12 protein-coding genes are annotated in these 12,976 nt (G+C 47.0%); 8 read left to right on the top strand and 4 right to left on the bottom strand.

Features of this window, described 5'->3' with window-relative positions:
- Nucleotides 1–2 precede the first annotated feature (2 nt).
- On the bottom strand, nt 3–722 hold the full coding sequence (locus V1467_RS18370; protein WP_416308725.1) for a response regulator: 720 nt from the start codon (nt 720–722) through the stop codon (nt 3–5).
- On the bottom strand, nt 719–1,753 hold the full coding sequence (locus tag V1467_RS18365) for an ATP-binding protein (RefSeq protein WP_416306430.1): 1,035 nt from the start codon (nt 1,751–1,753) through the stop codon (nt 719–721). The genes V1467_RS18370 and V1467_RS18365 overlap by 4 nt, the downstream gene beginning before the upstream one ends.
- A 307-nt stretch (nt 1,754–2,060) precedes the next feature.
- On the opposite strand from V1467_RS18365, the gene V1467_RS18360 reads away from it, so the two are divergent.
- The 4 genes from V1467_RS18360 to V1467_RS18345 all read left to right on the top strand — a co-directional run bounded on the left by V1467_RS18360 (nt 2,061) and on the right by V1467_RS18345 (nt 7,888).
- Nucleotides 2,061–4,712 (top strand): glycoside hydrolase family 3 C-terminal domain-containing protein, encoded by a 2,652-nt coding sequence (locus V1467_RS18360; protein ID WP_416306429.1) that lies wholly within the window; start codon nt 2,061–2,063, stop codon nt 4,710–4,712.
- A 161-nt stretch (nt 4,713–4,873) separates the two neighbouring features.
- Complete coding sequence (locus tag V1467_RS18355) at nt 4,874–6,121, top strand: malic enzyme-like NAD(P)-binding protein (RefSeq protein WP_416306428.1); 1,248 nt, start codon at nt 4,874–4,876, stop codon at nt 6,119–6,121.
- A complete protein-coding gene (locus tag V1467_RS18350) occupies nt 6,118–7,149 on the top strand; it encodes a zinc-binding dehydrogenase (RefSeq protein WP_416306427.1) in 1,032 nt (343 codons plus the stop codon). Before V1467_RS18355 ends, V1467_RS18350 begins: the two co-directional genes overlap by 4 nt.
- Nucleotides 7,150–7,462: 313 nt before the next feature.
- A complete protein-coding gene (locus V1467_RS18345; RefSeq protein ID WP_416306426.1) occupies nt 7,463–7,888 on the top strand; it encodes a potassium channel family protein in 426 nt (141 codons plus the stop codon).
- Nucleotides 7,889–8,020: 132 nt separating this feature from the next.
- On the opposite strand, the gene V1467_RS18340 is transcribed toward V1467_RS18345, so the two are convergent.
- Nucleotides 8,021–8,965, bottom strand: coding sequence for a response regulator (locus tag V1467_RS18340; protein ID WP_416306425.1), 945 nt, complete (start codon nt 8,963–8,965; stop codon nt 8,021–8,023).
- A gap of 225 nt (nt 8,966–9,190) precedes the next feature.
- Complete coding sequence (locus tag V1467_RS18335) at nt 9,191–9,586, bottom strand: STAS/SEC14 domain-containing protein (RefSeq protein ID WP_416306424.1); 396 nt, start codon at nt 9,584–9,586, stop codon at nt 9,191–9,193.
- A gap of 161 nt (nt 9,587–9,747) precedes the next feature.
- Between V1467_RS18335 and V1467_RS18330 the strand changes: the two genes are divergently transcribed.
- The 4 genes from V1467_RS18330 to V1467_RS18315 are packed head-to-tail and all read left to right on the top strand — an operon-like array spanning nt 9,748 to nt 12,892.
- Nucleotides 9,748–10,554, top strand: coding sequence for a peptidoglycan-binding protein (locus V1467_RS18330; protein ID WP_416306423.1), 807 nt, complete (start codon nt 9,748–9,750; stop codon nt 10,552–10,554).
- 52 nt (nt 10,555–10,606) lie between these two features.
- Nucleotides 10,607–11,140 carry a hypothetical protein gene (locus tag V1467_RS18325; protein WP_416306422.1) on the top strand — a complete coding sequence of 178 codons (534 nt, stop codon included), beginning with the start codon at nt 10,607–10,609 and terminating at the stop codon, nt 11,138–11,140.
- A 53-nt stretch (nt 11,141–11,193) separates the two neighbouring features.
- A complete protein-coding gene (locus tag V1467_RS18320; protein ID WP_416306421.1) occupies nt 11,194–12,129 on the top strand; it encodes an ABC transporter ATP-binding protein in 936 nt (311 codons plus the stop codon).
- Entirely contained in the window at nt 12,122–12,892 is a 771-nt protein-coding gene (locus V1467_RS18315; protein WP_416306420.1) for an ABC transporter permease, read from the top strand. Before V1467_RS18320 ends, V1467_RS18315 begins: the two co-directional genes overlap by 8 nt.
- Nucleotides 12,893–12,976: the final 84 nt, after the last annotated feature.

The raw sequence follows: 12,976 nt of genomic DNA, 5'->3' as shown, positions 1-12,976 counted from the left end.
GATTACCCGCTTGGTAGGATGCTGGGATTAACCGGTTCCTGTACAAAACGATAGCCAACCCCCGGTTCGGTTTTGATAAAAATCGGATTGTCGGGATCATCTTTGAGTTTTTTACGTAACAGACTGACAAAAATACGCAGATAATGGGTGTCACCCGAGTGACTGGCACCCCAGATTTTCTCCAGCAGCTGCTGTTGGGTGACCAGTTGATTGGGATGTTTGGCCAGAAAGGACAACATAGCGAACTCTTTGCGCGACAAGGACAGCTTTTTGCCGTGGCACCAGGCCTGATGGTTAGGGATATCAATACGCAAGTCAGAAAATTCCAGCAGACCTGGCGAGTTATCCTGCTGGTTATCGGTCAGATCTCTGAGCAAAACTTTAATGCGGGCGATGAGCTCCTTGATGCCAAAGGGTTTGCTCAGATAATCATTGGCGCCACCTTCGAGCAGTTTGACTTTTTCTTCTTCGGCATCACGAGCGGTTAATACCAATACGGGCACATTGCTCCACTCGCGCAGGCGTTGCAATACGTGAAAACCGTCTTCGTCCGGTAGTCCCAGGTCCAGAATAATCAGATCGGGATTTTCCTGCGCGGCCAGTTCCAGTCCTTCTGCCGCCGTGGTCGCTTCCAGAAATTCAAAACTCTCAGCGGTTAATGATATCCGCATAAACCGGCGGATTTGTGGTTCGTCGTCAATCACCAGGATACGTTGCATTATGCCCTTTCCTTTTTCGCGGCAGGCAGTCTGATGCGCATAGTACAACCGGAATGCGTGGAGATAATATCCAGTGCTCCCTGATGCGCTTTAACAATACCTGCAGTCACAGCTAACCCTAACCCCGTTCCGCCTTCGCCAGCATCACCGTGGCGGGTAGAGTAAAATAACTCAAACACCTTTTGATGCAGGGGCTTGGGAATGCCTGGCCCCGAATCAATAATATTAATTTCCAGCCATTTGGCCGAGGAGGCAACCCGGATAATAACAGGAGAGGTTTGCCCCGAATACTTTAACGCATTATCGACCACATTGTAGATGGCTTGTTCCAGCAAAGATTCGCGAATATGCACTTGCGGCAAGTCGTGACCAAGTTCTAGTTTGATGCGCGGATCGTCAAAGCGTTTAACCACCGACTGCACTACAGGCATTAACGGTTGATAGCTGGTTTGTAAAACCATTTCACCGTGCTGGAGTTTGGTCGCCTGGAGCAAGTTTTCAATGTAGGAGTGTAAGCGATGACTTTCATCCAAAGCCGCTTGCAGTAGCTCCGATTGCTCATCGATGGTCAGTTTGTCATCGTAAGCTTGCATGGTACTGAGTGTGCCAATAATAGTGGATAACGGGGTGCGTAAATCATGCGACACCGACATCAGAATACTGGAGCGCAGCTGGACCTGACGTAATGCCTCACCCTGATTACGGTAAAAATTGGCCAGATGGCTGGTAAGCAAGGCAACAATCAGAAAAACCAGCATATTGACGATATCTTCGCCGTTAATCATATGCACCGCGTAACGGGGCTCCATAAAGAAAAAATTAAAAATTAACGCGCCGATAAACGCGGCCATCACCGCAGGAATTTTCTGCCCTTGTAATGCTACCATCACCACACCTAGTTGCAGCATCATCAAGGTACCCAGCTTGGGTAAGAACCAGCTATCCAGCGAAAAGGACAACGCGCCCATAACCAGCATGATCAGCAAGGCATTCAGATAGGGATACTTGTTGATCAGGTTAGTTAGTCTGGGCATTGACTGCCTCCAGAACGAGATAAGACAAATTTGAATCTCAGTATAAGGAAGATAAACAATTTATCTTCTGTTTTTGGGCTACAGGGTCAGTTTCGAACAAAAGTTAAAATTATCATAACCGCTTTTCAGATGGCGTAAAAAGCTCGTAAATATTGACCTCGCCCCACATAGGGTGTGTACGGCCCCGGTATCTGTTTACAACAATTTTTTGTTGCCAAGTTGTTAATAAACGTAATGTGACATGGCTTGTTGCCAGGCAGACAGATAGCCATACTGGTCGGCATCATTTTTTCACAGGTTTGCCATTATGTTAGTCCGATTACGTTCTGCCAGTTTATTGATAATATGTCTTGCACTGACAAGCTGTCAGCAGGCTGTACAGCAACAGCCGCCATCTGCGGCAGTATTGCCCTTTCAAAATAGCCAGTTAAGCACCGAACAACGGGTGGATGATCTGGTTTCGCGTCTGACTCTGGATGAGAAAGTCAGCCAGATGATGAATGAAGCGCCAGCCATTGAGCGTTTGGGGATCCCTGCCTATAACTGGTGGTCGGAAGGTTTACATGGGGTGGCACGAGCAGGACTCGCCACGGTTTTTCCACAGGCGATTGGTTTAGCGGCGATGTGGGACAGACAGCAGATGTTTGATGTGGCCACGGCAATTTCTGACGAAGCGCGTGCCAAACATCATGATTTTGCCGCCAAAGGCAAACGCTTTATCTATCAGGGGTTAACGATCTGGTCGCCGAATATCAATTTATTCCGTGATCCGCGCTGGGGACGGGGACAGGAAACCTACGGAGAAGATCCCTATTTAACCGGTGAATTAGCGGTGCCTTTTATCCGCGGCTTGCAGGGTGATGATCCGCGCTATTTAAAAACCGTCGCCACGGTAAAACATTTTGCGGTGCATAGCGGACCGGAGCCGGAAAGACACGAATTTAATGCCACGACCAACAAAAAAGATTTATATGAAACCTATCTGCCCATGTTTGAAAAGGGCATCAAGCAAGGCGGTGCTTACTCGTTAATGTGTGCCTACAACCGTTATAACGGTGAGGCGGCCTGTGGCAGCAAAACCCTGTTGCAGGATATTTTACGCCGGGACTGGGATTTTGATGGTTTTGTCGTATCGGATTGCGGTGCGATTGCCGATTTTCATGCCCATCATAAAGTTACCCAAAGTGCACCAGAGAGTGCAGCATTGGCGGTTAAAACCGGTACTGATCTGAACTGCGGCAAAGTTTATTCTTCACTGAAAGAGGCCGTTGAACAAGGCATGATCAGCGAACAGCAAATTGATGTATCGGTTAAACGTTTATTTACGGCCCGCTTTAAATTAGGCATGTTCGATTCTGCCGAGCAGGTGGCCTACCAGAATATTCCCTATTCGGTGGTGGATAGTGAACCTCACCAGCAGCTGGCGCTGCAATCTGCGCGAAAATCCATGGTGTTACTTAAAAATGCCAATCAGACACTGCCATTGAAAAAAGACATTGGCACACTGGCAGTGATTGGTCCCAATGCCGATCAGTGGTTAATGTTGTTGGGTAACTATAATGGTGTGCCCTCCCATCCGGTCACACCGTTACAGGGCATTCGTGACAAAGTCTCGTCAAATAGCAAAGTCCTATTTGCGCAGGGTAGTGAATTAGCCGAAGGCATACCGATGTTTTATCCGGTGCCCGCAGAAGTGTTACAGCAATCCAATGGTCAGGCCGGATTACAGGCCGATTTTTTCAATAACAGTGATTTGCAGGGCGAGGTGTTATTCAGCCGAATTGATGCCAATGTGGATGCTAACTGGAATGACAAAGCCCCGCGTGAAGATATGGATGATGATAACTTCGGAGTGCGCTGGACCGGCGATATTGTGGTCGATAGTGATGGTGAGTACCAACTTGGCATAATCAGTAGCTGTAATGCCAAACTCTATCTGGACGGTGAACTGGTGGCATCAACCAAGTACCATTTTCGCGATGAATACGGCGATCCCCGCTTGAAGAAATCCCCGCTAATGATGCTTAAAAAAGGTCAGCGTCACAGCATAAAAATTGAAGCCGGAGAGACTTATGCCGATGCACAGGTGCAACTGGTGTGGGCCAAGCCACAGGCAGATCTGCACCAACAGGCACTGGATGTAGCCAAGCAGGCCGATGCGGTGGTGATGTTTATGGGGCTGACTGCACGCCTGGAAGGTGAGGAAATGGATGTGCACACCGACGGTTTTAACGGCGGCGATCGTACCAAAATCAGCTTGCCGCATAATCAGCAGCAGTTGATAAAAGATATTCAGGCGCTGGGTAAACCTGTGGTATTGGTATTACTTAACGGTAGTGCACTGGCAGTGAATTGGGCCAATGAACATGTTCCAGCGATTCTGGAAGCCTGGTATCCGGGTCAAGCCGCAGGCACGGCGATTGCCGATATACTGTTTGGCGATAGTAATCCAGCCGGGCGATTACCGGTTACCTTTTACCATTCAGTCGAGGATTTGCCCGCGTTTGAGGATTACCATCTGACTACTCAGACCTACCGTTTTTTCGATAAGCAGCCGCTCTATCCGTTTGGTTACGGGTTGAGTTATAGCCAGTTCACTTATAGCGATCTGGTAGCAACCAAAACGGACGATGAGCATTACCGGGTCAGTGTGACATTAACCAATAGCGGTAAAATGGACGGTGATGAAGTGGCACAACTCTATGTAGGACAAGCCGAGCGTACCGGTCATCATCCTATTCGCAGTTTAAAAGGTTTTCAGCGCGTGCATCTGGCTGCCGGTGAGCAACAAAGTATCGAGTTTACCTTGAGCCGGAATGACTTTGCGTTATTTGATCAACAAGGTCAGGCCAATGTTGTCGCCGGAGATTACCGGGTGTCAGTGGGAGGCGGACAACCGGATCAGTCGATTGAGGCGACCTCCAATGTTGAGTCTTTGATCGTTTCAATCGCCCAATAACCTTATTCGTTTTAATTTCTGGATATAGCCAATAAAATTTAACCCAGCCCTCTGCATTTGCGGGGGCTGTGTTAGACTTGCCTAAAAAAGTATCAATAACAATAAATTACCGGCAATGCGAATTGACCGGCTACTACACCCTACACAAAACAGAGGTCTACATGACTGATTTTCGTCAACAGGCATTGGATTATCATGCCTTGCCGGTACCCGGCAAAATAAGTGTCGAATTAACCAAACCGGCAGAAAGCGTAAAAGATTTGGCGTTAGCCTACAGCCCAGGCGTAGCCGAGCCGGTGCGCGAAATTGCCGCCGATCCGGATGCTGCCTATTTATATACCGGCAAAGGCAATATGGTGGCGGTGATTTCTAACGGTACTGCGATTCTGGGACTGGGAAATTTGGGCCCGTTGGCTTCCAAACCTGTGATGGAAGGCAAAGCGCTGTTATTCAAGCGCTTTGCTGGTCTGGATGCGATTGATATTCAGGTTAGCCATCGCACCACCGAAGAATTTATCAATACCGTCGCCAATATCGCCGATACCTTTGGCGGCATTAATCTTGAAGATATTAAAGCCCCTGAGTGTTTTGAAATCGAGCAGGAATTAGTTAAACGCTGCAATATTCCGGTGTTTCATGACGATCAACATGGCACTGCTATTGTGACCGCCGCTGGCATGCTCAATGCGCTGGAAATTCAGAATAAACAACTGCACAACGCAACTATCGTCTGCATGGGTGCCGGTGCCGCCGCCGTGGCCTGTATGGAATTGTTGATTAAGTGCGGCGCCCAGCGTGAGCGGATTTATATGCTGGACAGAAAAGGTGTGATTCATACCCGTCGAGACGACTTAACCCCGCATAAAATGTTGTTTGCCAATAACACCGATAAACGTACCTTAGAAGAGGTAATGGAAGGTGCGGATGTGTTTGTCGGGGTATCCGGTCCCGATGTTTTACCCCCTGACGCACTAAAGTTGATGGCTGCCAATCCGGTGGTCTTTGCCTGTTCCAATCCCGATCCGGAAATTAAACCTGAGCTGGCACATAAGGTACGTAAAGATTTGATTATTGCTACCGGTCGTTCCGACTATCCCAATCAGGTCAATAATGTATTGTGTTTCCCGTTTATTTTCCGTGGTGCCCTGGATGTGCGGGCCAACACTATCAACGACGAAATGAAAATTGCCGCAGTAGAAGCCATTCGACAGATCACCAAAGAACCGGTGTCGGAGGCGGTATTAAAAGCCAGTGATGTCACCAAGCTGGAGTTTGGTAAAGAGTATATTATTCCCAAACCCATGGATCCCCGCCTATGTAAAAGGGTGGCCAAAGCAGTAGCACAGGCTGCAATTGATACTGGCGTATCACCCTTTGAGGCATTACCTAACGGGTATATGACTGAATGACCGAGTTGAACAAAGGATTGGCGTTAAGGTTGCTTGAAGAGGCGGACGCGCCTTTTGAGCAGCGTTTGTATTTGCTGGAAAAACCGCTAGACGAATTAGAGTCCGGACAAGTGCGGGTTAAAATGTTGGCGACGCCGGTTAATCCATCGGATTTGGTTTATTTGCGCGGTCAATACGGGTTACCCCCTCAAGCTGCAGCTTATGCCGGATTTGAGGGCTGCGGTATTGTTGTCGAAGCGAATGCCGGATTGTATGGTAAATGGCTGACCGGTAAACGAGTGGCTATCTCCGCTCAACCCGGCAAAGACGGGGTTTGGGCTCAATATGCCACCACGCTAGCTAACTATTGTTTACCGCTACGCAAAGAGATTGACGATATTCAGGGCTCTACCTTAATTGTTAACCCCTGTACTGTGGTGTGTTTAGTTGAAAGGGCTCAACAACTGGGTGCCAAAGCGATTGTAATTAACGCCGCCGCCAGTCAAGTGGGTAAAGGTTTGATTCGTTATGCTCAAATGCAAGGCATTAAAACCATTGCCACAGTGCGCAGTGCGAATAATGTTGAAGTGCTACAAAAACTGGGAGCCGACTACGTATTATTGACGACGGATGACAATTTTTCTGAGCAGTTACAGGCAGCGGCGGAGCAATGTCATGCCTCAGTATTGGTTGATGCTGTGGCGGATCAGGATACTGCCGGAGTCCTAAAGCAACTACCCAATGGCAGCACCGCGATTGTTTACGGACGTTTGCAAGAAAGCCAAGATCCGCTGGGTGGACATTTTAGTGTTGGTGATATGATTTTTCGCGATACTCGCATTGAAGGATTCTGGTTGGCACGTTACTTCCGTAAGGCGTCGTTTTGGCGAGCATTCAAACTGAATCGTAAGGTACAAAAACTATTTGCCGAAGGGATCTTCCACACCGATATTCGAGGTGAATACGGTTTTGATGACTTTATTCCGGCGCTGACACATTACGCCGAGCATAAAAGTGATGGAAAAGTGATTTTAAGGCCGAATAACTGACATAACCCGAAGTTTGGCTCTAGGGCGTGTTGATCTTTGGTGTGTGTTTTTGCAGCAGTTTGTAGCGTATTTATACAAGGCAGAGCGAGTGTGGTGTAGTTATTCTACATGAATGAGCGATAACGCTGTAGAAATGCGCTACAAACACTGCCCGGAGGGTTCAACCCAACACCTTCTGCTCTCTTTGTTGCCGGATTTTGACTTAGACCCACTAGGCCTGCAACCCGGCGTCGCGACCAGAAGGTGTTGGACTTGAACAAAATTCATACACCAAAGATCAACACGCCCTAGGGACTGTTTAAGGTAAAACCTGATGATATATGTCTTTTTGTTTAACTGCCTGGTTGTTGCCATTGCGGTAATGATCCACTACGAATGCCTATACCGAATTACGCTTTGCTTTCCCAAAATGACCATTAAACACCGTTCGCGTATTGTGTTCGGTGTTTTTGGCGCGTTGATTGCCCATGTAATTGAAATTTGGGTATTTGCTTTGGCGTATTATTGGATGGACCATTCAGACAATTGGGGCAAACTGACGGGGAACTTTGATGGCAGCTTGATGGATTGTGCCTATTTCTCCTTTACCGTATTCAGTACAGTAGGTTTTGGTGATATTGAACCAACCGGTGACCTGAGATATTTAACCGGTATTGAGTCGCTCACAGGGTTGGTGCTGATTACCTGGACGGCTTCTTTTCTGTTTTTTGAAATGCAGCGGCATTGGAATAATAACTGAGTGAAAATTATCGGGAACAAATTCTGGTCGTTTAGCCGTACTGCTTATCCCGAGTTCAGATCACTTAACCCACAAACCAGGCGCTATAAGATTAACGGCTTATAGCGCCTTTATTTTCCCGAGCAATAAAAATCAGGCTATTTTTAGATACTGGGCTATAACATCTGCCCCGGTGTTGGCGTGAATAGGTTTAAAGATAAACCCGGAAATGCCCAGTGTCTGGCATTTATTAACCAACTTTTGATCTGTTACTGATGACAACATCACTACCGGAACCTGAGAACCCGATTTGCGAATTTCACTTAAAGCCTCGTCGCCGTTCATGTCCTCCATCACAACATCCATAAACATAAAATCCGGAGCGTCTGATTTAACTAGTTCTACAGCGTCTCGACCATCATTGGCTTCGAGCACTTTGCTATACCCCAAATTGGTCAGGAATCGCTTCAGGGCTTTACGGATCATGGCACTGTCATCTACAACTAAAACTGTGGAATCTAACGGCAATGGTTTGGTATGCGTATTTTTAATGCCGGTACTTTCTTCACGTTTTATTTCATTTACCTGATCATTAACCTCACGCACCAGTAAATTAAAGTAATAACGTCCGATGCCTTCAATGGTAATAGGTACGGTGACAATTTCCTTGACGCCGACCAGATATTTTTCCATGTCGCTCATATCGTTGACAAAATAAGGACTGGAAAAACCATACTCAAGGTTATAGCGGCTATGTAAATCGGTGGAACGACCCACAATGGTGTTACCCCATTCGGCCAGGGCATTGCTGAGTTCTTCGTTAATTTCAGTATATTCATACTTTTCATCAAACATATTCTGGCAAACAGCGTTGCCAACGGCGATCGCTGTTTCGGGATAATGGTGCATCATAATGACCCCGTTTAGATTGCCGGTGACATCCGAACAGACGGCATAACCCTTAAAGCGAAAATCCTCGACGTTATCCATAAAGGGATCGCCTGCCGTGCCAATTAAATTGGTCATCGCTTTAAGACTACCAATAGATTCATTGATAAACGGGTATAAAACTACTTTGTAGATGCTGTCAATTGACATGGCCTTATCCTTTATTTTTATGTATCACAGTTGAGAAATTTGCCTTTCTCAACTGTGGTGAAGATGTAAGTTGAACAGACATAGTTGCACAGCAAATTACTAAAGCTATACAAACTTTGCAAATTTGTTAATTAACCTGAGTTCGGGATAAGCTGTGCCTCTCGATAACGCTCTTTTGCGCCTGGCGGCGTCGGGTTTTCTAGCAATCGCTTGATGGAAAGCCGGTTAAACCGTTCCAGCGCTGTCATTCAGCCAACTCAGTGCTGCTGCCGCATCATGAAAGTATTTGACTTCGCCTGAGATAAACCAGGAACCGATTTTCGCAATGCGTTCTTGCCAATCCTTGTCGCCGAAAATCGCGACTTTATTGAACTCGTTGCCATGCTTTAAACCTAGCTTTAAATCGTCCCAGGCGGCTCTCATTTCCCATCCCTGCAGCTCGGTGCCATCAATAAGCACATTTACGCTGGGCTGTTTTACTGACTCCAGCGCGGATTCCAGCATGGGGGTGATGATCTGGTAATCATCGTGGGTCAGTTTTCCGGAGGCTTTTAAAAATAGAAAAAACTCATTGCCGGTGCGTTCTATACCAATAGATAAACCATGTCTGACATTTTTCATCGTACTCTCCTGTAAGTTGTTAATCATAAATCGGTAAGCGACAACAATGATCTGGGGACATCAGATTAAAAAACAATCAATTGTGGCCGAGCCGATAGTCCGTCTCTACTGACAAATTGCTGCTAACCTTAATTCACTGGATAACTGGCAGGTTTGTGGCAATGCAAACACTTCGTTTTGGTAGCAATGGTATATTGGTTGAGCGATTGCAGCGGCGGTTGGTTGCATTGGGCTTTTACCATGATGACGTCAATGGTGATTTCACCGAATCGACTCAACTGGCCGTCGAACAATATCAGGCGGCTAATCAACTGCAAGTGGATGGTGTGGTGGGGCGCTATACCCAAGGTATGTTGGGGCTGGATTTATCTGATCAGGATCGCGTAGCAGAGGTTGTCGGCAAAGAACTGGATATCGCATTGGTGCAGCGCATTTGTCATGACTCGTCAGCCAGCAATATTCGCCTGCACTGGCCCATTATCAGGCAAGCGATGTTTAAGCTGCAAATGGGTGACAATCCCATGTTATTGATGGCGATTGCCACAGTGTATGTGGAAACTGGCCGGTTTTGTCCACTGGATGAATATCAATCTATCTACAATACCACGGCAACCGGCCACCCTTTTGACAAGTATGATGACCGGCATGATTTGGGAAATCAGGGCTATCCGGATGGCGGACGTTATAAGGGAAGGGGCTATATTCAGCTAACCGGACGGGCTAATTATCGGGATATTGGCCGCAGAATAGGTCTACAAGAACGGCTGGAACAAGATCCGGAATTGGCCAACGATCCGCAAATTGCTGCCGATATACTGGCTATGTTTCTTAAACGGGCTGAAGACAAGGTTCGTCAGGCATTGGCTCTCGCGGATTTGGCTCAGGCCAGAAAACTGGTCAATGGTGGCTCTCATGGGTTACCGGAATTTAAACGGGTCTATCTGCTTGGGGAACAATTACTGGTATAATTGGTCGATATAATCGCCGACATATTCTGCGGGCTCCGCCCCTTTAACAATATTGAGAAAGCCTATTTTTAACCTACCCCCACCTATTATTATTGATATAGAAGCCAGTGGTTTTGGTGCAGACAGTTATCCTATTGAAGTGGGCGTCATTATGCAGGATGGCGATCGCTATTGTCGCTTGATAAAACCACAACCAGGCTGGCAGCATTGGGATGAAAAAGCGCAAGCCTTGCATGGTATTGAACGAGACTTACTGGTTAACAAAGGTACCAGCGCCCACCAGGTGGCTATGGAACTCAATAGTTTGTTGGCCGGTAAAACCGTTTATTCTGACGGCTGGGTGGTGGACAGTCCATGGCTGATTAAATTGCATCACGATACCCAAATCGCCATGCAATATCGCATCAGTTCGCTGGAAATGATCCTCAGTGAAGCGCAGATGCAAATTTGGCATCATACCCGCAGCAGTTTGCAGGATAATTCCACATTGCCGCGCCACCGCGCCAGTACCGATGCCAGTATTATTCAACATACTTATATGGCTACCCGTAACCTGACTGTTGATCCCACCCATTTAATAACTTGAATTTACAGGCTTTCGTCACCATATCGAGCCAGTAAAAGCAAAATGGTACCGATATGAATGCATTGCAAATCGAAGGTCTGAAAAAGACCTACAAAAGTGGCGTAGAAGCACTTAAGGGAATTGACCTTAATGTGGCAGATGGCGATTTTTTTGCCCTGTTAGGCCCCAATGGCGCGGGTAAATCGACCACCATTGGCGTGATAGCCTCGCTGGTCAACAAAAGTTCAGGTTCGATACTGGTTAATGGTCACTCTATTGATACCGATCTGATTAATGCCAAGAAATGTATTGGCCTGGTGCCACAGGAATTTAATTTCAACCAGTTTGAAACCTTGCAACAGATCGTGGTGAATCAGGCAGGCTATTACGGTGTGCCGCGCAATGTTGCCAAACAACGGGCGGAAAAATACCTGAAGCAACTGGAATTATGGGACAAACGTTATTCACCGGCTCGCTCATTGTCCGGTGGTATGAAGCGCCGCTTGATGATTGCCCGGGCGTTGATGCATGAACCTAAAATCCTGATCCTGGATGAACCCACTGCCGGTGTGGATATCGAAATCCGCCGCTCCATGTGGACTTTTCTAAAACAGATCAATGAGCAGGGGATTACCATTATTCTGACCACTCATTATCTGGAAGAGGCGGAAATGCTGTGCCGCAATATCGCCATTATCGACAAGGGCATTATTGTCGAGAATACCAGTATGAAGACGCTGCTTTCCAAACTGAACATTGAAACTTTTGTGCTGGATTTGGATGTCAGTGGTGGGCAAAAGCCGGTGCTACAAGGATTTGAATATCGTTTACTGGACGATCACACCCTGGAAGTGGATGTGGCCAAGGAAGCCGGGCTAAATCCGGTATTTAGTCAACTGACCGAACTGGGAATTCAGGTGTTAAGTATGAGAAATAAATCCAACCGGCTGGAAGAATTATTCGTGCGTCTGCTCGAAACCGGACGTAACGGAGAGAACGCTAATGGCTAATCAAACATTTACCGCCTTACGCACTATCTGGATCAAGGAAATTACCCGTTTTATGCGGATTTGGGTGCAAACCCTGGTCCCGCCTGCGATTACCATGAGTTTGTATTTTGTGATTTTCGGCAGCTTAATCGGCAATCGTATTGGCCAGATGGGAGGCTTCAGTTATATGGAGTTTATTGTGCCCGGGCTGATTATGATGTCAGTCATTACCAATGCCTACTCTAATGTCAGTTCGTCTTTCTTTAGTGCCAAATTCCAGAATAATATTGAAGAAATGCTGGTGGCGCCGGTGCCGACCTGGGCAATTATTGCCGGTTTTGTCGGTGGCGGAGTTGCTCGGGCGCTGTTGATCGGCATTATTGTTACTGCCGTATCGCTGTTTTTTGTCGATCTGCAAATTTATAACCTGTTTGCAGTGATCGCCACGTTATTGCTGACGGCCACCATGTTTGCCGCCGCAGGCCTGGTTAACGCCGTATTTGCCAAAACCTTTGATGATATCAGCATGGTGCCAACTTTTGTGTTGACCCCGTTAACCTACCTTGGCGGTGTTTTTTATAGCCTGACATTGTTGCCGGAATTCTGGCAAACCGTGAGCAAGGGTAATCCGATTGTGTATATGGTCAGCGGTTTCCGTTACGGTTTTCTGGGGGTCGGAGATGTGAGTTTCACTACCTCGATGACGGTATTGGTAGGGTTTAATATTTTATTGTTTACCGTGGCTTATCAATTGCTTAACCGAGGCGTCGGGATTCGCCACTGATTTCATTCCCAATTTAGTTAATGTAGCCAGTTGGTAAGTTGTTACTTATCAATTGGCACATTAAAACTCCTCATTCGTCACAGC

The sequence above is a fragment of the Neptunicella plasticusilytica genome (assembly GCF_047922965.1).
GTDB lineage: Bacteria > Pseudomonadota > Gammaproteobacteria > Enterobacterales > Alteromonadaceae > Neptunicella > Neptunicella plasticusilytica.
Note: the sequence above shows the minus strand (reverse complement) of the source record. Positions and strands in the feature narration are given on the sequence as shown.